Origin of the sequence: Planococcus salinarum, assembly GCF_007004625.1 — a bacterium.
Lineage (GTDB): Bacteria > Bacillota > Bacilli > Bacillales_A > Planococcaceae > Planococcus > Planococcus salinarum.
Window position 1 is genome coordinate 59,021 of the sequence record NZ_VIFV01000002.1, and the last position, 25,014, is coordinate 84,034.

Here is a 25,014-nt window from a genome sequence, read left to right on the forward strand (position 1 = left end):
GTCTTCGCTATTTTGCTCCATATCTTTAGAGATTTCTCTCACCGCCGAAACGGTTTATCTATACTGATTCTCTATATCGACTTATATATCAGGGTTTTTTCCAGTCATGCGGCCCTCTTACCCAGCCGCCGATGACCGTTCCCATCGCTATCATCGGCGAGTCAAATTGATAATCTTCCATTAAGAACAGCTGATTATGCAGCGGAATCAGCAACCCTTCCAGGATCAGCTTTTCGCGCAATTTCACGTAATTCTTTGGGCATTTTGCTGTAGTAGATGCCGCAAACTTCGATCCTTTCTGCACAACAAACTTCTCGCCCGTATAATAACCGCTGGCATCCGCTCCCCGCTTCGACGTGATTGTCAGGATTTCCGGCAGCCCTTCCTCTACTGCCATCAGCAGGATTCCGGCATCGAAAGGATCGACCGGTGTTTCCTGCCGCGTCGCTTCATCCAGCTCGAAAAACTTGTAGAGCTCGCCGTAATCCGGATGGGTGATTCTTTTTACAAACAGGGTTTTCGTCATTTTGATTATCTCCTCCTTTGGTAAGGTTCCAGGTAATGGTCTTTATACTTCCTATATAGATAGTTTTTGGAAAAAGGGATACATTTTTATAAATTTTTGTTGGAATTAATGAAGAACAGAAAAAAACGAGCTGCCATAATGGCAGCCCGCAATCTATCTTTAAATCTATATGAGTTAAACAGTTACTTCCCTATTATATAGAGAAGCGACTTTCACATTTTCATGTTCTACTCCATCTACTTCAATTTCCCCTAAGCAAAGTAGCCCTTTTATAGATACGTCACTGTCAATTAAATATTGCCCGTCTTTGTCTTTGACAAGGTGCATATAACTAACCAGTTCGCTTAATCCCTTGGAGGCGTAGTTGATGGATTGCGTATTTTTAATCTCTCCAATGGTCAGTCCTGCCAGACGCTGTGATTGGCGATGAACTTTTTCAATCAGAATATCAGGTCTTCCTCGCCAATAATTTAATGACTTTTCCTGGTTAAAGAAAGTTTGTGCCAACTGATTGTATTTATAAAAAGACTGACTTTCATGAACCAAGTATGGATTTCCACTTTCCGCTAATTCGTCGCTATGAACAGAAAACCTCACCAGGTTGGAACCTGCACTGTCATGGTACAAATGAAAATCGTAGTCACCCTCTGCCCAACTTGCGACTTTTGAATTGGTTCCGTCCATTAAGTAATATACTGCATTGTTTTGCTTCTTCAAAATTTGGACAATCCAATATAACTCGAATAACACATCTTCATTTGCTGGCAAGATAAAGAATTCATGGAGGACATCTTTTAAGTGATCAGAAGTGAAATCACCTTGTTCGAGCTTACGTATGAAATATAAAAGAATAGCTGCTTCTCTGTAAATTTTCTTGCGATGGGACTTTGTTTTATTTATGATTCTATCTGAAACTCTACGCTTATCAATTTTAGCTATGTAAATGTTGTGGTAAAGGGCATCTTCCACATTACTTCGATTTTTCAGTATCTCCTCGTACCATGGACGTGTCGTGAAAAGATTCAAGAACTGATCGTCATAACAATACACATACAGTTTTGATAATAATTCCTTTAACACCAAATTTTCATCCGTATTAAACGTACGTTCAGTTTCTCTCGTGATGAATCGATAATGGTCTTTCGGGTTGGTTTGGAGCCGCCGATGGAGTGTCTCTTCCCACAATATTTCTCCTCTGACCTCATAATAACTTTCAAGTGTGCTGGAGTCAGTTGATGATTTTATCGAAGCTAATTCTTTTTCAAGAGATTTCATAAACGTAATTGTGCGATCGTTTTTGATAAATCGCAGCTTGAGCAAATCCTGTAAACGATCGATTGTAAAGTCAGCATGATGAACAACTGAGTCTATTTGAACAACTCCGTCTTTTAAATATCCATACAGATAATTGCTTACTTCGCTGATCATCCATTCAAATTTCATCTGCAACACCTATTTGAAAATAGTCTTCGATGAAATCCACCAATAATTCCTGCGCGATTGATTCACCTAATTGATCCTTGATATGCATAACGAATTCTTTGATTTTATAATCACTTAAACCTTCGAATTGTGGAAGCACATATAAGATGACAGCAGACGTAAAGTCACCATCCTCAATTGTATAGTTTGCAATATCCCGAACAATTGCAGGACCAATTTTGCGATATTCATTTATGATTCTCCAAAGAGACGTTAGCGTATCCGTGTACAAATAGTCCTGCACTGACCATACCTTCAAATATTCATCAACCAGCGATTCTGTTATGGATTTTGGCACGCTGACAGGAATAAAGGCAAAGCGGCGCATAAAAGCATAACTCATTTCAAACAAGGAAGATTTATCAATCGTGTTCATGGTTCCGATGATTCTCCAGCTTTTTGGAATCACATATTCATGGGACTGAATATCCCCCGCAGTTTTACTCTCAGGTCTTAATATAATTTGTGAACCATCTTTCGTTTCATATGGAAGGGTTACTTCATCCCCGGCCAACACAGAAAAGAGAGGTCCGAACGCTTTATCGATATCCGCCCTGTTAATTTCATCAATGATTAACCATTCATTTAAATTGTTGCCTTTTTTATCTTTAAAACACTGGAGGAATAAACCAAGATCAAAGTATAATTCACCATCTTTTTGTGGCTTATATCCACCAATGGTATCGTAAGTAGTCCAATTAGCAGTCGCAGTCACCAACTTGCTTGCCACTTCGTTTTGCCTGCAAATTTCGTTAGCTAATTTTGATTTCCCGGTTCCTGGCGGTCCAGTAAAAATGATATGCTTGCCACTTTTTATTGCAGTTTGAATTTGGGACTGCAAAATCGCTTCATTTTCGAAGACGAGATTCCCTAAATCAGCAATGTTTGTTTCTACAGATTTACCAGAATTAGAATCTGGCGACTTAATCTCCGACACAGGTTTATCTGTTGTAGTTGGCTTCCAAATCGCTCTTAATTCTTCATTGTAAAAATTCAATGGATTATATTTTTCTTCAGCTTCCAATGATTGTCGGATCTCATATATTTTTTTATCAATATCCGGTTCATCTACGCTTCTGATCCGGTCTTTGAAATTTTTTTCGATAAGTACTTTGTGGCCGGCGCTGGCCATGCATTCATAATAATCCGGTGCAAGCAAGTGAGAAACAATGTGCTGCATCTGAACATTTTTACCGACCTTGTTTTTGGTATCAATGATGATTTCTTTCATTTCCCATGGATTGTTCAGTACATTTACTCGCTCTTCTCGGGACATAAGCTTAAGGGTGATGGCAAATTGAATAACATATGAGATTTCCTCAAATTTTGCCGTATTAAAGAATGTACCTGTTGCAGCAAGGCCCAGTTCCAAATGCTTGAGCGCTGGATGATTTTCATCGTAAGGTATTTGCCCCCAACTTGCTATATCTTTTAACTTGAGCAGTTTAGTGCGATAACTTACGGTTCTTGCGTACGGAAATAGATAATAGATATACATGGCTTCCAGCGCCAATTGATATACTTCCTGTTCTGCACCCTGCAATTGCAGTTCGAACTTTTTGTCGAAAGTCATTTTCCCAGTGAACATTGGGCTGTCATTAAATCTGGATTTCAAAGTCTGCAAATTTTTTAATGTCCATACCTCTTGTTTCGGATTAAACAAGGAACCATCTTGCAGTAAACAATATTCCTTCCATTTATCTGCTGCTATGTATACGTCTTCGCGATCTCCGAAACTGTTGTAAGATACCTTTGCCACCAAATTCCTCCTAATAATTTCAACTTCACTGTTCCTTAAACAGTGGATACTTTTTAATATTTATGAAGAGCGGGTTATAAATTAGTTTAAAAGCGCTGTCGTACTCTTTCTCTCAAAATAACCATGCAATCTATATTCTGCAATTTCTTGGCTCCAGGAATATAAAATCTGATTTTCAGCTTTGCTGAGATTCAGATTCAACTTGAAAACACTTTCTTCAAAACTAACCAAGCCATCTTTCGCACTCCCGCTCCACTTGGTCATCGGCATCCGTGCGATTAAATCACTGATTGCTTTTTCATTATATTCCCTCAGCTTTTTACCTTGCTCGTCGCTGAAATCCGTATTTAACCGGTAGTCTTTCTCTGTCAGGTACTGATGGAAAAATGGTGCTGCTTCTTCAGGCGTAATCGGATCCAGCCAATTATTTTCACCTTTCGAAAGCATATAACTCAGAACGACCATCTTATAACTCTTCGTCATTCCGGTTCTTTCCACTTCAATCAGCCAGTCTTTATGCTTCAGCCATACCTCTTGTTCCGTTTCATCCAATTCATCTGCATAGGCAAGCAGGCCCAACCAGCTCTTAAATTCCTGTTTCACAATTTCCGAATCGGTATTGGCATGGAGATGGAATTCCAGATACGTTGGCTTTCTGCCAAGTTCTCTTTTCAATTCTTTATAAGCCATAACCACAGCTTCTTTTCGAGGAGCCCGCTTCTTATTCAACTCTTTTAACAAGTCGATCACTTGAATATCCAGATTGAATTCGCACGCAGCGGGAACGAGAGGCTCAATCGGATTGCTGGCCCCGGCTTTCCCGGTCTTATCAAATACTGCCAGTTTCAAATCGGCGTTTCGGTAGTTTCCGATGAAATCGATGATTACGCAATGTGATTTGTCATTCGCAATTCGAAGGCCGCGACCGATTTGCTGTGTATAAACCGTCAGCGATTCGGTCGGTCGAATAAATAGGAGCGTATCGACTTTCGGAATGTCGACACCTTCATTGAATAAGTCTACTGTAAAAATGACTTCCAGCTCACCTGTATTCAACCTGGATCTCGCCGCTTTTCGCTGATCTGAAGGCGAAGCTCCATGCAGCGCAATTGCCTGAACTCCATTTTTTCTATAAAATTCACTCATGTAAATTGCTTGTCTGACCGAAGAGCAAAAGACAATCGTCCTCGTCTGTTTATATTTCTTCCAGGCTGCTAAAATCTTGCCGGCAAAATCCTCCTGCAATTGAACCTGCATAAGTTCTTCTTCGTCATAGCGCATACCTAGCCAGCGGATCGCTGAGTAATCTGTATCATCATAAACACCGTAATACTGAAAAGGAGATAGCCAGTTCCGTTCGATGGCATCTAGAAAGTGAATCGAAATCGCCACGTTGCCATCACATAACGCATAGACATCTTTATTGTCCATTCGGTCAGGTGTCGCTGTTATTCCAAGCAAGAATTTCGGTTCGAAATGATTCAATAATCGTTCATATGTAGGAGCAGCCGCATGATGGAATTCGTCCACCACAATCAGATCGAAGGCATCCGGTGCGAAACGATCCAAATGATACTGGCTGCCAAGTGTATATATAGAAGCAAATATAAAATCTGCGTGCGTTCCTTTTTCAGAAGCATTGTAAAAAGCATTTGTTCTGTCTAGATGAACATGCTCGAATGATTGCTTCGCCTGGAACAGAATTTCTTCCCGGTGTGCAACAAATAACACCCTCTTAAACTTCTCTGCGAAGAAAGCGGCGAGATATGTTTTGCCGAGCCCTGTCGCCAAAACCACCATCGCCCGGCTATAGTCTTCCGCCATTGCATCGTCCAACGCTTCAAGTGCTTCCCGCTGAGCAGGTCTTGGTGTAATCTCCGTAGTGTAAGGAGCTGGCGGCTCTTCAATTTCCTGTGGTTGGGCCGGACCCACCGTCATTTCCACTTCTTCAGCTTCTGACCAAACGGGGCTAATTGGCCGCTGTATATTCGCTTTCTTATGTAAGTGTGTATATTCCTCAAGCGTTTCACGGTTCAGCGGAATTGTCTGTTCCGCATAAAAGTGTTGATGGAACTTCTTCACCGCTTCTTCAAAAACCTCATTGTCGACAGAAGTCGGGGCAATCAGGTTCCATTCCACCCCACGCGTTAACGCAGACGCAGAAAGATTTGAAGAGCCCACAATCAGATGAGAATTCTCAGTGCCGCGGAACAAATAGGATTTTGGATGAAATGAAATTCCATCGCTCTTCCAAAGCCTGACTTCTGCTTCCGGCAATTGTTCCAGCAGCATTTCCAAAGCTCCCGGCTGAGTGACAAATAAATAATCACCCACCAGCAGTTTGATTGGCACTTTCCGGGTTGCAGCATCTTGTAGAAACGGAAGGATTAAGTTGATGCCGGACTTCATGGCAAAAGCAGTAATCCAGTGTATTTCGATAGCTTCTTTTGAAAGCTTTTCCAAATAGCCAACCAGCTCTGAAGTGACCAATTCCAGCTTAGTCATCTTCAACCTCAATCAGGAAAATTCTCTTCTCAAAGCCACCGCGTTTTTCCGCTTTCGCCCGGCGCACTTCTTCCAGTTGCTCTATCGTCGCCCCATGGATCTTTACTGCTGCATGTATCAGTTCGAGCATATCAGCCAGTTCTTCCACTGCTTCTTCGTTTGTTGCGGCTTGTTGGTACTCTTCAAGTTCTTCGTTCATTTTCTTTTTTACTTCTATCATATATTCTTCTTTTGAAAGAATGCGAGTCGAGAACTGTTTGTTGGTTTTCTCAATTACTTGGGGGATGTTGTCTCTGACGAGTTTATTATATATCGGCATTATCTTATTCCTTTCATAGAACTATATTCGTCATAATTCTTCCATTCTTTATCCTTCGGTGCCCAATCGACTCTATCATACATTTCATAGCTAATTTCATTTCACATTTACTTTAGATTTTCTCTTTTTTTATTTAGCCCTTCCCAGAACACCCAACCATTCTCTGCCCTTCCGGAGCATAAAACAGCTGGTGTTGATGGACTGTTAAACTCCATATCGTCTATTATCTTTGCGGAATATTCATCTAATTCAATTGCTTTGCCAGATTCCACAAATTGATCATACCTTCTTTTAGAACGTAGATAAAAGACCCCACCATCTTTCCAGTCTTTCGTGTGGTCTAAAGGAGCTTTAATAATTGAATTAGCTTGCAAAATATACTTACCATCTTGTAATCGAATCGATGCTTGATGTTGAGAGCGTGCATGGAAAATTTCATCATTATGATTATCAACTTCTACACTTGTACTCGGTTTAAACGAAATTCCCATAGCTTCTAATAAGAACTGAATCTGTAAAGTATAAGAATTTAAAGTAGACAGATTAAACATATTCACATTAGGAGCTAACTTACGCAAGTCATGATTTTCTAAGCTATATTGTGTCTTCGAAAACGCTTGGATAAAATAATACTCTAAATAATCGATGCTTAATTTATCAAAAATATTGTTATCAGTAACAAATAAAATCCCATACTGCCAAAAGTCTTTTTCACGCAAGTGCGATTTGATTCTTGTAATTCCATTCACAGATTGCCCTATATATACACTGGACTCTTCGGTCTCAGAAAATAAGAAATATACCGCATGATTATTTGCATATTCTAATGCCTCTACCTTACTTAATTGACTTTTTGTAAACTAAAAACCTCTTATTTGGCTTGTCGGATTTTGAAAAATTCGTAAAGACGTTGCATGGTTCGAGTCTGGAAAATGAAGCATTAAAGTTTGATTATTAATCATTATTTTCATCCGTTCTTAATAAATTTTATTACTGATTTTTAATACCAGGTTTGTTCGAATAATCCTTTATAAATATCTAGGAAATCTTGAATTGATTTTTAAAAATTTGAAAAGCAGAATACTTTTAGTTCTCCTCACTACCTATATAATAAAACAACTTACTCTCCACACTATTCTCTAGCATCAAATTCATATGAACTACTGGAATCGTCTTATCGTTCTTATCCTGCATCGTCGATTGCTCCACAGCTCTTTGATCCGGTGTAGCTTTCCCTAAGTAATAAAAGTCTCCGCCTTCGTCGTTATCTTTCTTTATGAAAAGATGCAGATCGATATTGTTTTGCTCTGCATTTATGATCGTTTGGACTTCTGGTGACAGCAACGTACGGTTGCTGCGGGTCGACCATTTGAATATTTCCTGGTTGATGAATTCTTCGTTGTAGGCGACGCTCGATTCCACTTCGTCGTGCTTGTGGTAGGTGACGAAAATTGGGCATGTGCCGTGCTTTGTTTTATACCCATACATCGTCGAGCTTTCATCGTTATGCCAGTTTAGTAAGCGGCAGGCGTCTTTGCGTGTGTATTTTTTATACAATGTCAGTGGCCTTTCACATATATATTGGTTGCTCAATTGGAGAGCGCTTGTAATTAGGTCCAATACCATCGCTTTAAAAATAGGGTTCGATTCCAGACGCGTTCGAAGCTGTTCATGCAATCTGAAATTCCCTTCTTCGCCGGTTACTACCAAGGGCCTCTCACCATATTTCTTCTGTGAGCCAATATTATAAAAGCTCAAATCCAATATTCGTTGGACGGATGCCAGTGTTTCATTGTCTACATAGCAGTCATTCTCTATTAAGCAATTTTTATACTCGTCTATTGAAACAACCGGCTGTTTTGTCACTAGATCGAGCAGCAAAATTTCATGCTTCCGTTTGCCGTTGAGGATCTCCAGCGACAACATTGTGATCACTTGTTCTTCATAGACAGAGAGAACAGGATCTATTTCTTTCAGCTTTAACAAGAAGCGATAGTAATTGTGATATTTCTGCATGATGACTAGCGGATCGATGGAATTATGGTGAATAAAATCCTGCAACTGCGGGACATGGCCAATTCGATTTTTCAATTCGATGTAGGCATCTCGCAATAATCTCATGTCCGTTAAGTTGCTGCGTTTGATCGCGCTGAAAACGCGATTTTTCGCAATCGCCTCAAAGTTCACCGTCGAAATCCCTTTGATGTAGCTGGTGTCTTTCATACGGCGGCGGATATTATCTTTGTTTTGCGAACGGTCTCCGGACAAAGCCACCGGAATTAAGTAATTGTTTTTGTAATTGCCAATAAAGTCGATGATGGTGACGAATTCTTTCGAGTCGTGCTTGCGCAAGCCGCGGCCCAGTTGCTGGATGAAGATAATGCTCGATTGCGTCTGGCGCAGCATGACCACTTGGTTGACGCTTGGAATATCAATTCCTTCATTAAAAATATCAACCGTTAAAATATAGTCTAGTTGTTCGTTTTCCAACATTTCCACTTGGCGCAGCCTTTCTTCTTGCGAGTCATCGCCTGTTAACGCCGTAGTCCGCATGCCTCTTTGGTTTAATTCCAACGACAGTTGTAAAGCTTCATCTTTCCGACTGCAAAACATCAAGCCGCGAACTTTCTCGCCCGAATGGCCGTAATAATGAATTTTTTCAAGGATATGATCGACGCGTTCGCTGTTGACTAGTTTGGCAAAAGCCGTGGCTTCATCGATCACGCCTTCTTCGTATTCGACGTCCGTCACGCCGTAATAATGAAACGGACACAGCATGTCTTCTTCCATCGCTTCCTGCAAGCGAATTTCGTACGCGATATTGTAATCGAATAGCTCGTAAATATTAAAATCATCGGTCCGTTCCGGTGTTGCTGTCATGCCCATTAAAAATTGCGGCTTGAAGTGCTCAATCACTTTTAGGTAGGACTTCGCGCCGGCTTTATGCACTTCGTCGATTAAGATATAGTCAAATGCTGCGGGATCCAGCTGCTGCAGCGTCGTTTCTTTTGAAATGGTTTGAATGGTCGCAAAGAGATACCGTGCATCCGTTTGCCGACTGGACCCCGATAAGATGCCGAAGTCCTTTTCCATGCCGCCTAAGATCTGCATAAAATCCGATTTGGCTTTTTGCAAAATTTGTTCTCTATGTACGATAAATAGCATGCGCTTGGGTGCCACGCTTCTGACGTCAAAAGCCGACAAATACGTTTTGCCTGTGCCCGTGGCCGAGACCACTAACCCTTTGGCATGCCCCGCTTCACGCACCGCTTCAATTTCTCGTAGCGCTACTTGCTGCATTTTATTTGGCTTGACCTCGATCGCTTGTTGGATCGGATTCTGCCCATAAGCTTCCGGAAGCTCCGCGACTTTGCCCACTTCTCTTCTGAAATCCGTTGGCACATATGTCTTTTCGTATTCTGTGATCCATTCGGGGGTGAGGACTTGCGATTCTGCCCACACTTCTTCGAATTGATCCTTAAAGTGATGCACCAAATCGCCGTTTTCATGCGAACTTAATTTGACGTTCCACTCGTAATTCACTTTTAACGCTTGCGCTGTCAGGTTCGAACTGCCAACGATCAAGGTTTCGTGCGTTTTGTGTGAAAAAATATAGCCCTTTGAATGGAAGCCCTTCATTCCCGATAGGCGCACTTCCACATTGGTCAGCTTCAATAACTCTTTGAACACCTTGGGTTGATTGAAATTTAAAAACGTTGAAGTCAGGATGCGCCCCTTGATGCCTTTCTGATGCAGATCCAGAAAATGAGATTTCAACGTCGCCAAGCCGCTCTCCGTGATAAACGCCACCGAAAAAAGGAACGACTTGCAATGATCCAGCTCTTCAACGAGCGAATTCAGCACATGTTCATTCGTTTTCGCGTTATTGATCAAGAGCGTCGGTTTATAGCGATCACTACTCGCCTTACTTTGATCGATAAACCCTTTATATAGCGAGTCTTCTAAGTTCTGCAAAAAATTCATGGTTCTCCCGCCCATCATCTTCTAATAAGGTAGCTGCTCCGTATTCCGCGCTAGCTTTTGGATCGCTGTTATATCCGCTGGCGCCCATTCCAATTGTTCTAACTCCGAAGGCTTCAGCCACTCGATGGCGATATGTTCCGTTAATACCGGCTCACCCTTTACCAACCGGCAGTAAAACGTCGTGAGGTGCACAATGCCAAAATCGTATTCATAGACGGTATGCTCCACTTGGTCACCGATTTCGATTTCACAATGCATCTCTTCCTGAATTTCTCGCTGCAACGCGTGCTGCGGTGTTTCTTCGGATTCGATTTTGCCTCCTGGAAATTCCCAAAGACCCGGTAAAGCTTTCTCATAGCCTCGCTGTGCGCAAAGGATTTTGCCGTTGTCTGTGATGACTGCTCCTACTACATGGATATTTTTCTTCATGAGGACCTCCCATATTTAATTTACGTTGAAAGTTTAGTTCCTTCTATTATAGCTGCTATAGCATGAAATTAATTAACGAATCTAAATATTACCAAACAAATTTTTACTATTACCTAGTATTTACTTTCACTTACGTGGTATATTTTGGTGTGGAAACTAGCGATATATATCTAAAGCGTAAGTTGCAAAAAGGAAAGTTCAGACTTCACATCTAGGATGTTGCAGAGTTTGAAACTGGTAAAGGAGAATCCTAAAATGAAAAAGAAAATGAACTATTTAATCGTCCTTTTATTGGTCATCTTTATGGTTGGTTGTACCGACGCAGAAGAGGCATCAACTACAGTTGCAGAAGAAGTAACATCAGCTGAAGCAACTGAAAGCAGCGAAAAAGAAAAAAATCGTCTGGCGGCAGAGAAAGAAGCCGAGGAAAAAGCGAAAGCTGAAGAACTGGCGAAAGAAAAAGAAGCCGCTGAAAAAGCCGAGGCCGAAGAGCTGGCGAAAGAGAAAGAAGCGCAGGAGCTGGCTGCTAAAGAGAAGGCTGAAGAGGAAAAAGCAACCCAAACGAATAATGACCTGTTTGCAGACCACGAACTGATTGAAGTTGACGGTGGTGATTTGTCTGGACATCGCGAACCCAACGTCGGGGTTCAAATTGGTTTTGGGGAACGTGAATACTGGGCATTTACAAATGAACACGGGCAACTGGTGCGTGTCGTTGCTGACGAAATCATTCTTCAGGACGACGATACCGAAGACGTTCTGTCGTCCGGGCGATACTACTGGGACGAGGCAAAGGTTCCCGGTACCGAAAGTGACGTTTTAGATGAAGGGCATGTCATCGCTGACTCTCTCGGCGGGGTAGCGAATGCTTATAATATTACCCCGCAGGAAAGCACGCTCAACCGGCACGGCGACCAGGCTTATATGGAAGATGCAATCCGCGATGCAGGTGGAGCGACTAATTTTGAAGCAATCATCACCTATCCGGATACAGAAACACAGATCCCTTCAAGTTATCAGTATACGTACACGGTCATGGGCAACGAAGTTGTTGATACATTCGACAATGTGAACCCGGATGAAGTAAACGCCGAACTTGGGTTAACAACAGAAAGTGAGCCTGCTGATACACCAAGTGCAGACGCAGGCGGTGATGTCTCCAGTGTCGATACAAACGGCAACGGACAGGTAACAATTGCAGAGGCGAAAGCGGCAGGTTTCAGTATGCCAATCACGAGTGATCATTGGTTATATCAGTATATGGATGACCGCGATGGTGATGGGATGGTTGGCGAATAAGAGGTACGGATTTTGGGAACGGTGATGCTTCGGCATTGCCGTTTTTATTTGGATAACAGTTTTTCGGATCCCTATGTATATTACGAATATCCGATTACATAGGAGGAATTTATATGAAGATGTGCAAAGTGTGCAGAAAGAAACCGCGGATCGAGCGGCGCGTGGACAGTGACGGCAACGTCTTTTGTTCGGATGAGTGTTTCGGGGAATTCGAAGGCGGACCGGATGATTTCAGCCATCCATATATCGATGATTACGACATGCTGCGGATCGCTTATATGGACTGGATGGAGAATTACTAGGGCGATTTGCATAAGAGCGTCTATTTCGGTTACCCGAAGAAGGCTGATTTGCTGGAATGGCTGGATGAAACGCTGGAACCGTATTGGGGGTATTACGGGCTGGCCGGAAGCGACGGGGTGTTTTCTGCGGAAATTTTCTTCTATATAAAAGAGTTGCTCGCGATGCAGGAAACGATCCGCAACTGGCAGGTGGATGACCGGAAGCTCCGGAAATGGCTGAGGGGGCTGGAGGCGAAGAAATTGGCGGCGCAGGTTGGAGAGGATTGACCAGGTGGTGCTTTGAGGTTTCCACCCCTTCTTTCATTATTTATTGGTTCCAAAAAGGGATTATCGGGGAATACGTCTTACAGGGACTAAAAATATCTTCGGAAAAGGAGCGATTCAGTATGGTAAACGGCAGGTATATGGAAGTGGATCCCGGTGTGGAATTATTCGTCCAGGATGTCGGCAGCGGCGATCCGCTCGTCCTTGTTCCCGGCTGGGTATTTTCTTCCAAGGCCTTTGCAGCTCAGGTTGAGCATTTTTCGAAAACGCACCGGGTGATTGCAGTGGATCCGCGAAGCCAGGGAAGGTCCACCCTTTCGCTGCAGGGCAACGATTACATTACCCACGGCAGCGATTTGACCAAAGTCATCAATGCGCTGGAGTTGAAGGACGTCACTCTGCTTGGCTGGTCTTTCGGCTGTTTGACGGTGTGGGAGTATGTTCGCCAGAACGGGCTGGAGAATGTAAAGGCGGCCGTGATTGTCGACTTATCGCCAAAGCCGCTGTCGACTGATCCTGAAAACGACTGGGTCGAAGGGCCACTTGAAGACATAGCGGACGTCCATACGAAAAACTTGCGCAATCCCGAGGGCCAGCGCGCATTCATCACCGATTATGCTACGGAAATCATGGTGCAAAGAGATTTGGAAGAGGACGAATTGCAGTGGATTATCGAAGAGGCGCTCGAAACGCCGTATTATGTCGCCGCCAACCTGTTTGCCGCCGGCATGTTTTCCGATTACCGGGAAGAGGCGAAGCTGTTGATCGAAAACGTTCCGACGCTGACAATTGCCGCTGAACACTGGGGAGACACTGCCCGCTCCTTCATGCAGCGGATCTCTCCCGAGGCACGGGTCGAAGTGCTCGGCGGCCACCTGATGTTTTGGGAACACAGCGGGAAGTTCAATCACATACTGGAGCGTTTTTTGAAGAGCGATGCGTAGGCATCGCTCTTTTTTCTGCTCTTATGCAGATCCTCAACAGCCAAGAGATCAACCTTCAATATTTTATGATCCAATTCGCCGGTCTTTTCGTATTATATAGAAGAGACCGTTCAGGCTGTGGCCTGTTTCCAGGCGGGTTTATTCATTCCCCCCAGGGGGTAATTATTATTTGGGTCTTAGTACTTATTATCCCCCTCTCTTTGCCGCGCATAGTCCTAACAAGAAATGGGCTGGCAAATGAATTCAGCATCCCAGAGAAAGCGGGTTTGAAAATGTTAAAGAATTATAGTTTATACATGTTGGGCGTTTCCCTCAGTTTGGGCCTGCTGGCCGGAATGGCATTTCCCTATCTCCTGGAAACACTTGTGGAAGTTCCCGAAGAAAGCATGGCAGCGCTGCGCCCGTTGGCCATCGCTGCCACCTTGTTTCTGGTCGCCGCGATTTTTGCTGTCCACTATTTTTCCACCCGCTATGTGATCAGCCGGTTCCGGGAAGTGTTAGCCCGGGTACGGTCAGAAGATTACCAGGCACGCGTGCAGATTTCGAGCAGCGACATGCTCGGCAAGTTGACGGCTGACGTCAACGCAACACTCGCCCATCTGGAAGAGAAAAATGACGAAGTGCTTCACGACGAACTGACCGGCTTGCCGAACCGGCAGTTTTTAAAGCAATATTACCGGAAGAACTTGGACCGCCTAATTCAGCACCAAACCGCTTTCCTGTTTTTTGACCTTGATAAATTCAAGGAAATCAATGACCAGCACGGCCACCTCTACGGTGATAAAGTGCTGGTCGAAGTTGCCGGAAGAATCCGGACGGCGCTCGCTGAAGATCAAGTGCTGGTGAGGCTGAGCGGCGACGAATTTCTTTTTGTCGCCAATCTCTCGGAAGGTTGTACGGGCCAAGAGCTCGCAGAACAATTGCTGGCACTGTTCTTTGAACCTTTTGATATCGACGGCAACCTGCAACAGGTACAGACCAGCATCGGCGTCAGTACCGCACCGGCTGATGGCGAGAATTTAGCCGAACTGATCCGCCGGGCGGATTTCGCCATGTACAAGGCGAAGAAGCAGGAAGGGCTTTCTTATTACCTGTTTCAAAAGCACCCCGAAGTTTTGACAGCGGAAATGGCTGAACCTTGTTGAGGCCGGCATGTTACTTGCCCAACAAAAAACCGAACCCCCAAGAGAAAATCTCTCGGGAGTCCGGTTTATTTTTATTCGATTATTATTCAGCTGGTGTCAGGTCTTCAATTGAATCGATGTCCATGTAAGAAGGGACAACAAATCCGACTTTAGCGCCTGTCAGGTTTTCGCCAAGATCCACTACATCTTCGCCGTATTTTTCGAACTGTGATGCGTGTGTTGCCGGCAACCATGCAGCTACCATTGCGTCAGCCTGGCCTTCAGCCACTGCTGACCACATTACAGCGTTATCAAGAGGAGTCATTGTTACATCAAAGCCTTGAGCTTCGAGCACTTGGCCAAGTACGTTTGTAGAAGCGACTTCTGTATCCCATTCCACGTATGCCAATTCGATTTCCATGCCGTCAACAGCTTCAGTGCCGTCAGTCCATTCAGCCACTTTGTCGCTGTTTGCTTCGATCCATGTTGCTGCTGCTTCTTCTACGTCCGCTCCGTCGGAAACTTCCAGCATAACGCTCTCGATGTCAGCTGTTTCCCATTGGAACTGGTCAATAACTTTGAAAGCTTCAGGATTCTCTTCTTCCAATCCTTTGCGAGCCATTGTTTTGATCGATTCTTCTCCGCCGAAGACGCCATTTGGATCTTCAAGGTATTTCAGGTCGTATTTCTGGAATTTCCAGTGCGGGCTCCAGCCTGTTACGATGATTGGTTCTTCTTTGTCGATTGCTGCGCCAAGCTCAGTTGCCATCGCGCCACTTGAAGAAGTAACTACTTCCCATCCTTCAAGGCTTTCGTATTCTTCAGTAGCCGTTTCAGATGCTGCTACAACGCCTGCACCAGGTTCGATGCCTGTGATTTCATAGCCCAGTTCTTCGCCGTAATTCACTTCGCCGGACTCGCCAGCTGTTCCTTCTTCTGTACCTGCTTCTTCATCTCCGCAAGCCGCGATGAACATCATCGGTGCTGCTGCAAAAACTAAACCTAAATGTTTCCATTGTACTTTTTTCATAAAAAGATCAATCTCCTTTTTCTTTAAAATTGTATGGCATTTCCCTACTAAGGAAAGATTCCAGTTGGATCAATCGTACTAAAAAACTTGTTTTCAAACCGTTTCCATCGCTCTGGACTTAGCAAAATTATGCGACTGCGCCGCTTGAAATCTCTAGAGAGATGGAGCAAAATAGCGCAGACTCCTGGGGGTCCAAGCGAAGTGGCGAGATCCACTCGGGCGTAAGCCCGCAGTTAGCTCGGCGCGAGCCCCCCGGAAAGCAAGCTGTTTTGCGGAATATCGAATATCCTCACTTTGGATCAGTTAATCATGCTTTTTTCGTCGAGAAGCTTTGTGTGAAGCGGTCGATGATGATTGCCAGGATGACAATCCCAAGACCGGCCACAAAGCCGGTACCGACGTCGGCGCGCTGCAGGGCCGAGAGTACTTCGCGGCCAAGTCCCGGCGCACCGATCATTGATGCGATGACGACCATGGACAGGGCAAGCATCACTGTCTGGTTGATGCCGGCCATGATGGTGGCCTTGGCCATCGGCAATTCAACTTTGAACAGTTTCTGTGCGCCCGTGCTGCCGAATGCCTCGGCTGCCTCGACCAACTCATCCGACACCTGACGGATGCCCAGGTTTGTGAACCGGACCGTCGGCGGTGTCGCGAAAATCAGTGAAGCGAATATGCCGGGCACCATGCCGATTGAGAAGAACGCAACGGCAGGGATCAAGTAGACGAATGCGGGCATTGTCTGCATGAAATCGAGAACCGGCGTAATGATGCTTTCCGCCGTTTTGCTTTTCGACATCAGGATGCCGATTGGCACACCGATGACGACGGACAGCAGACTCGCAACGAGAACAAGGGAGAAGGACAGCATAAGCTCTTCCCAAAGCCCCTGGTTCCAGACGAGCAATAAGCCCACGATTGAGAACGCGGCCAGCCCGAAGCGTTTTCCGCTGAGGAAGAACGCCAGGACGGCGACGATGATGATGACGATGACCGGCGGCACTGCTGCCAGCAGATCGGCAAACTCTTCAAGCCCGTCGCCGAATTCGTTCTTTATCGGGTCGAACAGGAATGCAAAGCTGTCGGAAATCCAGGCAGTGAATATTGAGACCCAGTCGGCCAACGGAAGTTCTTTGATGTTTTCCATAAAGTTAAGCATGCGTCAAATTCACCTCCACTGATCCTGCAAGCGCTGCAATGACTGCACCGCGTACGATGATGCCGAGCAGCTTGCCATCTTCCACGACCGGAATCGGAACCGGTGAATTATAGCTGATTTCAAAAATGGCGTTCATCAATGTGTCTTTCGCTACGGTCGGTGCATCCGTTTTCAGGATACCTGCCAGGCTTTTAACATCGCTGCGAAGTGCAATAACTGCATCATCCGCCGTGACATAGCCTTTCAGGTTCCGTGTGCTGTCCGTTACGTAAATGCTGGAGATGCCTTCTTTCTGCATCCGTTCCAGCGCAACCCGGGGACCGTGCTTGTCGATATTGACCGTTTCCGGCCGTTTCATGATGTTGAACGCCGTCAATACTTTCGAACGGTCAACATCTTCAACGAATTTCTCGACGTAATCATTCGCCGGATTCATCAGAATCTCTTCCGGTGAACCGATTTGCACGATGGAACCGTCTTTCATCAGGGCGATCTTGTCGCCGATCCGAAGCGCTTCGTCCAAGTCGTGTGTGATAAAGATGATGGTTTTCTTCATGGATTCCTGAAGAATCAATAATTCATCCTGCATTTCCTTGCGGATCAACGGATCCAGCGCTGAAAATGCTTCATCCATCAAGAGGACTTCCGGGTCGTTGGCAAGTGCTCTTGCCAGGCCGACACGCTGCTGCATACCACCTGACAGCTGAGACGGGTATTGTTCCATATAATTGCCCAAGCCGACCATCTCAAGGGAAGTACGCGCTTTTTTGCTGCGCTCTTCTTTGGCCATGCCCTGGACTTCAAGTCCATATTCAGCATTTTCCAGAATTGAACGGAACGGGAAAAGTGCGAATTTCTGGAATACCATGCTCATTTTCGTACGGCGCACCCGCAGCAGATCTTTTTTGTTCATCGCTGCAAGATCTTCGCCATCGACGAAGACATGGCCTTCCGTTGGATCGATCAAGCGGTTGAGCAATCGCACCAACGTCGACTTCCCGCTGCCGGACAATCCCATAATGACGAAAATTTCGCCCGCTTCCACTTCAAAGGATGCGCGATTGACTCCGACAGTACTGCCTGTCTGTTTTAATACTTCATCTTTCGTCTTGCCTTGTTCCAGTAACTTCAACGCCTGTTTAACATTTTTGCCAAATACTTTCGACAAGCCTTCTACTTTAATAACTGGCATGTTTTAAAACACCTCTCTATACCATTTTTTTGCTTCTCATGGCTATAAGAGTTTTTCATTTCTCTATTGCCTGAATCTATTTCCGGGCTGTTTATGCCATGCAGAAAAATTCTGTCTATCCGCCGGCAATCAAACAAAAAACCAAGTAAATAAACTCTTTCCGTACCATTCAACCTAAGTCGCATGTTCATAACTATACGCTTAATTACCTACGATTTCAAACCGTCTATCCAAATTTTCGCCTTTCGAAAGGCTTTTTCCCTGTCTTATATTCGGTTGAAAATAACGTTTTTTTAATATAATTAAGTGGTTAGTCCCTTTCATATCGGTATTTCACAAAATTGATAGAAAAATCTGATTTCAAAACCCATTGGCCCACTAATTATTTTTAAAAAAACTTTTTTTCACACCCTATTCCGGCTGTTTTTAGCGGAAAATCATACTATTAATTGAGGCAATGTATTATTTCTCCACACAAAAAAACAGCCCAAACCAAGCGAAAAAAATTCGCTTGGTCGGAACTGTTTCAGATGAGGGAATTGCCAATTTTTTCAGAGTTCCTTCTTATATAAATGCGGCATCCGGCTGGAAAATATGGGAACATCCTGCCTTACCGATTTCACTTTTTCCAAATCCAGGGTTATCGACAGCGTTTCTTCGTCTTCGGCCGTAGCTTCCAGCAGCACATCGCCCCACGGATCGATGGCCATCGACGCCCCTGCGAATTCGACGCCGTCATAGACACCGACCCGGTTGGCAGAAACCACATACATCTGGTTCTCGATGGCCCGGGCCGTCTGCAGCACTTTCCAATGCTGGCTTCTGGCGGCCGGCCATTCAGCGACGATATGGAGCACCTGTGCACCGTCCACTGCCAGACTGCGGGTTATTTCCGGGAATCGCAGGTCATAACAGATGATCAGGCCCATTTTGATGCCTTCGAGTTCGAAAACTTCCGGCGCCTTTTCACCTCCGGCCAGGTAATGGGGTTCGTTCAGCATCGGCACCAGGTGGACTTTATCGTATTCGTACACCAGCTCGCCGGTGCGCGCATACACAAAAGAGGAGTTATAGAACTTGCCGTCCTTTTGGTTGGCCACCGACCCTCCGATGATGTTGACATTGAAATTCAAGGCCAGTTCCTTCAGGAAGCTTTTTGTCTTGGCGCCGTTCGTATCGGAAACTTTGTCCAACGCCTTCAGCGTATAGGCGGTTGTCCACATTTCCGGCAGCACGATAATATCAGGCGCGTTGTCCCGCATTTCCGCTTCGAGCCATTGCCTTACTTTCAACCGATTGACATCCGGCTTGCCGGCTATGATATCCATTTGGTAGATGGAGTATTTCAATTGAACCTCTCCCAACAAAAAATATTTTAGTCCGTTTTTGGTTTGCAGACGAGTGGCGTTCACCTGTTCCATTCGGTATCGGTTCTGGTCAACTGCCAATATTATGAAAATTTAAATCACATGGCACGAAGTATATTGTCTAAAGAATACACAATAGGGACAACAAATGTCCATCTATCCGGTCATATTCTTTTATCGGATTTATTGCTGGCCCGCAAAAAAGCTGCCGGGCACAAAACCCGGCAACCTGGAACTATTCATTATTCCCCCATCGACTTTTTGAGCCGGTGATTCGTGCGGTACGTCTGCCAGACGGTGTAGAGAATCGACAGCACAGCCAGAATCAGGAATACCAGCGAAATCGGACGTGTGAAGAACAGGGTCCAGTCCGGGTCCGCCATCGCGGCTCTCCGCAAATTGACTTCAGCGATTGGCCCGATGATTGCCGGGGCAAGAGAGAAATCGTATTTTGAATGTTTTGTTGGTCATATCATTTCTCCCCTTTGTTTTTATATTCCTGTCAGCGCTCCGTAAACGAGTGCCAGTGCAATCACCACGGCCGGGTGCACTTTCAGTCGCTCCAGCAGCAAATAACTTATTGCCATTATAGCAACCGTCTGAATGTTGCCAAGTGAAGATTGTGATTCCAGCACAAATTGCAGGGTCATGAATCCGATGAGCACGGCGATAACCGGCTTCACCACTTTTGATATATTTTTCACTTCGGCAGAATCTTTGTATTTGAACAGGATGGCCATCAATCCGAGCATCAGGATCAGCGACGGGGCGATGGTGCCGAAGAGGCCGACCAGCGAACCGAGAATGCCGCCTTCCATATAGCCGATGTAGCCGGCCATTTTCGTCGCGATCGGACCGGGCAGCGCATTGCCGAGAGCAAGCACTTCACCGAATTCCTGCGTCGACATCCAGCCATAGCGGTCGACCACTTCTTTTTCCACCAGTGGAATGGAAGCAGGACCGCCGCCATACCCCAAAATACCGGGGATGAAAAATGCAAGAAAGATTTGCCAGTAGATCATTTGCTCACCACCCTTTTAATAAAGGGAACCAGGACCGCCGCAATCAGAAGCGCAATCAGAATTGCCGGGTGAAGCCCGAGCACCTCCAGTAAGAGGACGGAAAGCACAATCAGGAAAATTGCGACGCCCCAGCCCAGCGCTTTTTGCGATTGCTGGACGAAGTTCCAGGTGAGGACGCCAAGCATCACTGCCACGACGGGTACGACCGTCTGGGACATATTTTGTACCCATGGCACATCTTTGTAACTTTGGAGAACACCGAGCAACAGGATCATCAGGAGGACCGTCGGGATTACCGAAGCCGCGAGCGCGACCAGCAACCCCCACATGCCGCCGATTTTATAGCCTATATAACCCGCCAGTTTTGTGGCGATCGGACCCGGCATTGTGTTCGACAATGCGATGGTGTCACCGAACTCATCGTCGTTCATCCAGCCGTAGCGTCCCACCACTTCCCTCTGCAGCAGGGGAATCACTGCCGGACCGCCTCCGAACCCCAGCATTCCTGCCCGGAAAAACGCCATAAAGACGTCGCCGAATCGAACTTTTTCGTCTGCTACCAAGCTGCAACCGCTCCGTCCGTCCGTGATTCGGTTCCGCCCGCAAGCACTCCCGTCTCCGGATCTCTCCAGATGATCTGGCCGCGGCCAAATGTGCCGCCATCCGTCATCACTTCGACGTCATGGCCTTTCCGCTGCAGCGCCTGGACCAGGTAATTCGGAAATTCCGGTTCCACGTGGATCTTCTTGCCGCCGACCCACTGCCATCTCGGCATATCAAGCGCCGCCTGCGGGTTGAGCAGAAAATCCAGCGTATTCGTGACAACCTGGAAATGGCCCTGCGGCTGCATATAGCCGCCCATCACACCGAACGGCCCTACGGCGTTGCCGTCTTTTGTCAGGAAGCCCGGGATGATGGTATGGAACGTTTTCTTGCCCGGCTTCAGCACATTCGGATGGTTTTCATCCAGCGAGAAATCCGCTCCGCGGTTCTGCAGGCCGATGCCCGTTCCCGGAATGACGATGCCGGAGCCGAAGCCCATGTAATTGCTTTGGATAAAGGAAACCATATTGCCTTCCTCGTCGGCTGTCGCCAAATAGACGGTGCCGCCGGCCGGAAGTTCATACGGCGCGGGCTCGATCGCGGTATCACCGAGCAGAGCCGCCCGTTTTTCCGCATATTCCGCGGACAACAGGTGTTCCACTGATACCGGCATATCCTGTTGTTCCGTAATATAGGCCTGGCCATCCGTATAGGCCAGTTTCATCGCTTCGATTTGCTGGTGGTAAGTTTTAGCCGATTGCCATTCCGGCGCGTCCAGCTGGCCGAAAATATTGAGCGCCATCTGTGCCACCATGCCCTGGCCGTTCGGCGGGATTTCCCATACTTCGTGGCCGTTGTAACTTGTGGAAATCGGATCCACCCATTCCGGCTGGTAGCTGGCCAGGTCTTCTTTCCGCAAGAATCCGCCGTGCTCCTGCATGAAGGCATCGATCTTGTCAGCAATGGCCCCTTCGTAGAAATCCCGCGCATCGGTTTCGCCGATTTTGCGGAGCGTTTCAGCGTGGCCCGGCGATCTCCAGACTTCCCCGACTGCCGGCGCTCCTCCACCTGGCGCAAATGTCTCAAACCAGCCTTCGAATTCTTTCGCTGTGAATGTCTTCTTGAAACTAGCGTAAGCTTTTTGCCAGTACTTGCCGAGAATCGGCGTCAGCGGGTAGCCTTCCTCCGCGTAGCTGATGGCCGGCTGCAGGGCGTCGCTCAGCGACAGCTTTCCGAATTTCCGGGAAAGCTCTGCCCAGGCAGCGGGCACTCCGGGCACTGTTACAGGCACGAGCCCGTGCACGGGCATCTTGTCGTATCCGAGGCCTTTTACGGCATCAATGGTCAGCGCCTGTGGTGACGGGCCCGACGCATTCAGGCCGTGCAGCTCGCCGTTCACCCAGACCAGGGCGAATGCGTCACCGCCGATGCCGTTTGACGTCGGTTCAAGAACCGTCAATGCAGCCGCTGTCGCGATGGCCGCATCGATGGCGTTGCCGCCTTTCTTCAATATTTCAAGGCCGGCCTGCGCCGCCAGGGGCTGTGAAGTAGCCACCATTCCTTTTTTTGCGAATACTGTATGTCTCTTGGATGAAAACGGATGGTTTAAATAATCCAAAATTGCTCCCCCTGTCTGTTTGTGCTGCTGCTGGTTCAGATCCATTGTCGCATCAACACTTTCATAAATTGACTTATTGAAATCTTACAAAAATTTAAACCATTAGTAAAATTAAAGATATTTAATGTTATGATGAATAAAACTTATTATGGAGGTGCATCATGGATCATCGACTTGAAATTTTCGTCACCACGGCGGAACAGAACAGCTTTACCCGCGCGGCTGCCCTGCTGCATATGACCCCTTCCGCCATCAGCCTCAGCATCAAGGCATTGGAACGCAAACTGGACACCCGGCTGTTCAACCGGACCAATAAATACGTACAATTGACGCCGGCAGGGTCGGTCGTCTACACCCATGCCAAAGAGATCCTGATCAAGTACAACGACATGAGCCAATCGCTGATCGATCTGGAGCCAGCCAGGAATACCCCGATTTCCATCGGCGCCGCCTATACTTTCGGTGAATACTTTCTTCCGGGCATTCTTTACGCTTTCTATAAGAAGCACCCGAACATCCTGCCGAATATCACCATCCAGAACTCGGCCGTCATTGCGGAACAGATCCACAAACAGGAACTTGATATCGGCTTTATCGTCGAAGCGGACGTTGCGGAGTACGACGTCAACGTCAATTTGTTCTCTGAGGAAATGATGCTCATCGTGGCGCGACCCGACCATCCGCTGAACAAAAACTCGTCCGTCGACAAAAACATGCTGGAATCGGAGACCTGGATCATCCGGGAAGAAGGCTCCGGCACGCGGGATGTGACGAATAAGTTCTTCGCCCAGCTCGGCATTGCGCCGAAGCGCATCATGAGCTTCGGCAGTTCCCAGACCATCAAGGAGTCGGTGGCACTCGGCCTCGGCATCTCGTACCTGTCGGAATCCGTCATCAAAAGCGACGTGAAGGCCGGCACTTTGAAAGGCGTCAGCCTCAGCGACTACCCGAATGAAACGAGCTTCCATTACATCACCCACCAGTCGAAATTCCATTCCCAGGCGGTGCAGACGTTCAAGGATTTTCTCGATTCCTATGTACTGGGCGAAAAAGTTTCCGTCCATCCGAAAAAGAGGATCAAAGACGGCGAGTGAGCGCCCTTCGCTGTGGCATCACCATCAGATCCGCAGGCCCAAAAAAGCTGCTCTCCTTTTAATGAGGAGAACAGCTTTTTTCCTGCCGTTATATCTTGTACCGGATCCGCGCAATGCCGAATGCCGGTTTGGTTACTGGGCGGTATAGCCGCCGTCGACCAGAATCGTTGTGCCGGTCATGAACTCATTTTCGCTCAGGAAAATGATGGCGTGGGCAATTTCCTCCGGCTGGCCGAGCCGGCCGATCGGATGCTTGGCGACAAGCTGGTCGTAGAAATCAGGGCCAAGGGCTTCGCGGCTGACCATGCCGGACTCCACATAACCCGGTGCCACAGCGTTGACGCGGATATTTTTGCTGGCGTATTGAAGGGCCAATGATTTCGTCATGAGGTTGACGGCACCTTTTGAAGCGTTATAGGCGAACGCACTGCCTTCTCCCACACTGCCGAGAATAGATGCGGTGTTGATGATGACACCGCCGCCGTGGTTCATCATGTGGCGTACGGCATGCTTCGAGCCAAAGAACACGCTATCCTGATTGACCGCGATGGTCTTGTGATAATCCTCATAGCTCAAGTCATGCGTCTCAGTTAACGCGCCGATGCCGGCGTTATTGACCAGAATATCGATGGTGCCGAACGTATCCACGGTAAACTTGATCATGTTCTCGACCGCTTCCTCGCTGGAAACGTCCACTGGGAAGAACTCCACTTCGCCGTGGCTCTTCAGGTTTTCTGCTTCCTTCTTGCCGCCTTCTTCGTTGAAATCAGCGATTACCACTTTTGCCCCTTTTGCCAAATACGCTTTTGCGGCGGCCAGCCCGATTCCTGAAGCCCCGCCTGTCACCACTGCCACTTTCCCTGCTAAGTCCATGCACATGTCCCCCTTTATAATAATGGTTCCATTTTCTATATTATCTGAATAATGAATAATTTTACAGCCATAACCCTTACTCTTCATACAGAAAGTTTATTTTTGCTCCATCTGCAGAAGAGGAGCTGCCGGTCCGCGAAAAAACGGGGGTCCGGTCGGCCGGTTTCATAGTGTATACT

23 protein-coding genes are annotated in these 25,014 nt (G+C 46.5%); 6 read left to right on the plus strand and 17 right to left on the minus strand.

Annotated features, from left to right (window positions below; translation table 11 throughout):
- Positions 1–88 precede the first annotated feature (88 nt).
- From DIJ65_RS03055 to DIJ65_RS03090, 8 genes are all read right to left on the minus strand, one after another.
- Positions 89–526: a DUF4357 domain-containing protein gene (locus tag DIJ65_RS03055; protein WP_117299353.1), complete on the minus strand. Its 438-nt coding sequence runs from the start codon at positions 524–526 to the stop codon at positions 89–91.
- A gap of 174 nt (positions 527–700) precedes the next feature.
- Positions 701–1,969, minus strand: coding sequence for a hypothetical protein (locus DIJ65_RS03060; RefSeq protein ID WP_117299351.1), 1,269 nt, complete (start codon positions 1,967–1,969; stop codon positions 701–703).
- Positions 1,959–3,767 carry an AAA family ATPase gene (locus DIJ65_RS03065; RefSeq protein ID WP_117299350.1) on the minus strand — a complete coding sequence of 603 codons (1,809 nt, stop codon included), beginning with the start codon at positions 3,765–3,767 and terminating at the stop codon, positions 1,959–1,961. The genes DIJ65_RS03060 and DIJ65_RS03065 overlap by 11 nt, the downstream gene beginning before the upstream one ends.
- Positions 3,768–3,848: 81 nt before the next feature.
- The gene (locus DIJ65_RS03070; protein WP_117299348.1) at positions 3,849–6,272 is read right to left on the minus strand and encodes a DEAD/DEAH box helicase family protein; all 2,424 of its coding nucleotides are present in this window, start codon (positions 6,270–6,272) and stop codon (positions 3,849–3,851) included.
- Positions 6,265–6,591: a nucleoside triphosphate pyrophosphohydrolase gene (locus DIJ65_RS03075; protein WP_117299346.1), complete on the minus strand. Its 327-nt coding sequence runs from the start codon at positions 6,589–6,591 to the stop codon at positions 6,265–6,267. The genes DIJ65_RS03070 and DIJ65_RS03075 overlap by 8 nt, the downstream gene beginning before the upstream one ends.
- A 107-nt stretch (positions 6,592–6,698) precedes the next feature.
- Complete coding sequence (locus tag DIJ65_RS03080; protein WP_142836457.1) at positions 6,699–7,340, minus strand: DUF4357 domain-containing protein; 642 nt, start codon at positions 7,338–7,340, stop codon at positions 6,699–6,701.
- 337 nt (positions 7,341–7,677) lie between these two features.
- On the minus strand, positions 7,678–10,575 hold the full coding sequence (locus tag DIJ65_RS03085) for a DEAD/DEAH box helicase (protein ID WP_117299343.1): 2,898 nt from the start codon (positions 10,573–10,575) through the stop codon (positions 7,678–7,680).
- A gap of 21 nt (positions 10,576–10,596) precedes the next feature.
- Positions 10,597–11,004, minus strand: a complete 408-nt coding sequence (locus DIJ65_RS03090; RefSeq protein ID WP_117299341.1) for a (deoxy)nucleoside triphosphate pyrophosphohydrolase — start codon at positions 11,002–11,004, stop codon at positions 10,597–10,599.
- Between the two features lie 255 nt (positions 11,005–11,259).
- Here DIJ65_RS03090 and DIJ65_RS03095 point away from each other — a divergent pair, with 255 nt between their 5' ends.
- The 5 genes from DIJ65_RS03095 (at position 11,260) to DIJ65_RS03115 (ending at position 14,958) form a co-directional block, all read left to right on the plus strand.
- Positions 11,260–12,303 (plus strand): DNA/RNA non-specific endonuclease, encoded by a 1,044-nt coding sequence (locus tag DIJ65_RS03095; RefSeq protein WP_117299340.1) that lies wholly within the window; start codon positions 11,260–11,262, stop codon positions 12,301–12,303.
- Between the two features lie 113 nt (positions 12,304–12,416).
- Positions 12,417–12,605: a hypothetical protein gene (locus tag DIJ65_RS03100; RefSeq protein ID WP_117299338.1), complete on the plus strand. Its 189-nt coding sequence runs from the start codon at positions 12,417–12,419 to the stop codon at positions 12,603–12,605.
- Positions 12,606–12,611: 6 nt separating this feature from the next.
- Positions 12,612–12,872: a hypothetical protein gene (locus DIJ65_RS03105; protein ID WP_117299336.1), complete on the plus strand. Its 261-nt coding sequence runs from the start codon at positions 12,612–12,614 to the stop codon at positions 12,870–12,872.
- Between the two features lie 119 nt (positions 12,873–12,991).
- Positions 12,992–13,813: an alpha/beta fold hydrolase gene (locus DIJ65_RS03110; protein WP_117299334.1), complete on the plus strand. Its 822-nt coding sequence runs from the start codon at positions 12,992–12,994 to the stop codon at positions 13,811–13,813.
- A gap of 272 nt (positions 13,814–14,085) precedes the next feature.
- Complete coding sequence (locus DIJ65_RS03115) at positions 14,086–14,958, plus strand: GGDEF domain-containing protein (protein ID WP_185959477.1); 873 nt, start codon at positions 14,086–14,088, stop codon at positions 14,956–14,958.
- A gap of 82 nt (positions 14,959–15,040) precedes the next feature.
- Here DIJ65_RS03115 and DIJ65_RS03120 read toward each other — a convergent pair whose 3' ends face one another.
- From DIJ65_RS03120 to DIJ65_RS03150, 8 genes are all read right to left on the minus strand, one after another.
- Positions 15,041–15,967: a glycine betaine ABC transporter substrate-binding protein gene (locus DIJ65_RS03120; RefSeq protein ID WP_117299331.1), complete on the minus strand. Its 927-nt coding sequence runs from the start codon at positions 15,965–15,967 to the stop codon at positions 15,041–15,043.
- A 307-nt stretch (positions 15,968–16,274) separates the two neighbouring features.
- Positions 16,275–17,126: an ABC transporter permease gene (locus DIJ65_RS03125; protein ID WP_117299329.1), complete on the minus strand. Its 852-nt coding sequence runs from the start codon at positions 17,124–17,126 to the stop codon at positions 16,275–16,277.
- Positions 17,119–18,318, minus strand: a complete 1,200-nt coding sequence (locus DIJ65_RS03130; protein WP_117299328.1) for a quaternary amine ABC transporter ATP-binding protein — start codon at positions 18,316–18,318, stop codon at positions 17,119–17,121. The genes DIJ65_RS03125 and DIJ65_RS03130 overlap by 8 nt, the downstream gene beginning before the upstream one ends.
- Before the next feature lie 551 nt (positions 18,319–18,869).
- On the minus strand, positions 18,870–19,667 hold the full coding sequence (locus DIJ65_RS03135; RefSeq protein ID WP_117299326.1) for a carbon-nitrogen family hydrolase: 798 nt from the start codon (positions 19,665–19,667) through the stop codon (positions 18,870–18,872).
- Positions 19,668–19,927: 260 nt separating this feature from the next.
- Positions 19,928–20,068: a hypothetical protein gene (locus DIJ65_RS16220; RefSeq protein ID WP_154718710.1), complete on the minus strand. Its 141-nt coding sequence runs from the start codon at positions 20,066–20,068 to the stop codon at positions 19,928–19,930.
- Positions 20,069–20,176: 108 nt separating this feature from the next.
- Positions 20,177–20,707, minus strand: a complete 531-nt coding sequence (locus tag DIJ65_RS03140; RefSeq protein WP_117299324.1) for a chromate transporter — start codon at positions 20,705–20,707, stop codon at positions 20,177–20,179.
- Positions 20,704–21,231 (minus strand): chromate transporter, encoded by a 528-nt coding sequence (locus tag DIJ65_RS03145; RefSeq protein WP_117299627.1) that lies wholly within the window; start codon positions 21,229–21,231, stop codon positions 20,704–20,706. The genes DIJ65_RS03140 and DIJ65_RS03145 overlap by 4 nt, the downstream gene beginning before the upstream one ends.
- 32 nt (positions 21,232–21,263) lie before the next feature.
- Positions 21,264–22,868, minus strand: a complete 1,605-nt coding sequence (locus DIJ65_RS03150) for a gamma-glutamyltransferase family protein (protein WP_117299626.1) — start codon at positions 22,866–22,868, stop codon at positions 21,264–21,266.
- Between the two features lie 161 nt (positions 22,869–23,029).
- On the opposite strand from DIJ65_RS03150, the gene DIJ65_RS03155 reads away from it, so the two are divergent.
- Entirely contained in the window at positions 23,030–23,962 is a 933-nt protein-coding gene (locus DIJ65_RS03155; RefSeq protein WP_117299322.1) for a LysR family transcriptional regulator, read from the plus strand.
- 132 nt (positions 23,963–24,094) lie between these two features.
- Here the strand turns inward: DIJ65_RS03155 and DIJ65_RS03160 are convergent, their stop codons facing one another.
- A complete protein-coding gene (locus tag DIJ65_RS03160; RefSeq protein ID WP_117299320.1) occupies positions 24,095–24,835 on the minus strand; it encodes an SDR family NAD(P)-dependent oxidoreductase in 741 nt (246 codons plus the stop codon).
- Between the last annotated feature and the right edge of the window lie 179 nt (positions 24,836–25,014).

What these genes read in the sequence shown, in the direction of transcription:
- DIJ65_RS03130 (WP_117299328.1), bottom strand. Translation starts at nt 18,318, where the DNA reads ATGCCAGTTATTAAAGTAGAAGGCTTGTCGAAAGTATTTGGCAAAAAT.
- DIJ65_RS03070 (WP_117299348.1), bottom strand. Translation starts at nt 6,272, where the DNA reads ATGACTAAGCTGGAATTGGTCACTTCAGAGCTGGTTGGCTATTTGGAA.
- DIJ65_RS03125 (WP_117299329.1), bottom strand. Translation starts at nt 17,126, where the DNA reads ATGCTTAACTTTATGGAAAACATCAAAGAACTTCCGTTGGCCGACTGG.
- DIJ65_RS03155 (WP_117299322.1), top strand. Translation starts at nt 23,030, where the DNA reads ATGGATCATCGACTTGAAATTTTCGTCACCACGGCGGAACAGAACAGC.
- DIJ65_RS03090 (WP_117299341.1), bottom strand. Translation starts at nt 11,004, where the DNA reads ATGAAGAAAAATATCCATGTAGTAGGAGCAGTCATCACAGACAACGGC.
- DIJ65_RS03075 (WP_117299346.1), bottom strand. Translation starts at nt 6,591, where the DNA reads ATGCCGATATATAATAAACTCGTCAGAGACAACATCCCCCAAGTAATT.
- DIJ65_RS03160 (WP_117299320.1), bottom strand. Translation starts at nt 24,835, where the DNA reads ATGGACTTAGCAGGGAAAGTGGCAGTGGTGACAGGCGGGGCTTCAGGA.
- DIJ65_RS16220 (WP_154718710.1), bottom strand. Translation starts at nt 20,068, where the DNA reads ATGGCGGACCCGGACTGGACCCTGTTCTTCACACGTCCGATTTCGCTG.
- DIJ65_RS03110 (WP_117299334.1), top strand. Translation starts at nt 12,992, where the DNA reads ATGGTAAACGGCAGGTATATGGAAGTGGATCCCGGTGTGGAATTATTC.
- DIJ65_RS03100 (WP_117299338.1), top strand. Translation starts at nt 12,417, where the DNA reads ATGAAGATGTGCAAAGTGTGCAGAAAGAAACCGCGGATCGAGCGGCGC.
- DIJ65_RS03145 (WP_117299627.1), bottom strand. Translation starts at nt 21,231, where the DNA reads ATGGCGTTTTTCCGGGCAGGAATGCTGGGGTTCGGAGGCGGTCCGGCA.
- DIJ65_RS03120 (WP_117299331.1), bottom strand. Translation starts at nt 15,967, where the DNA reads ATGAAAAAAGTACAATGGAAACATTTAGGTTTAGTTTTTGCAGCAGCA.
- DIJ65_RS03060 (WP_117299351.1), bottom strand. Translation starts at nt 1,969, where the DNA reads ATGAAATTTGAATGGATGATCAGCGAAGTAAGCAATTATCTGTATGGA.
- DIJ65_RS03115 (WP_185959477.1), top strand. Translation starts at nt 14,086, where the DNA reads ATGTTAAAGAATTATAGTTTATACATGTTGGGCGTTTCCCTCAGTTTG.
- DIJ65_RS03095 (WP_117299340.1), top strand. Translation starts at nt 11,260, where the DNA reads ATGAAAAAGAAAATGAACTATTTAATCGTCCTTTTATTGGTCATCTTT.
- DIJ65_RS03140 (WP_117299324.1), bottom strand. Translation starts at nt 20,707, where the DNA reads ATGATCTACTGGCAAATCTTTCTTGCATTTTTCATCCCCGGTATTTTG.
- DIJ65_RS03055 (WP_117299353.1), bottom strand. Translation starts at nt 526, where the DNA reads ATGACGAAAACCCTGTTTGTAAAAAGAATCACCCATCCGGATTACGGC.
- DIJ65_RS03085 (WP_117299343.1), bottom strand. Translation starts at nt 10,575, where the DNA reads ATGAATTTTTTGCAGAACTTAGAAGACTCGCTATATAAAGGGTTTATC.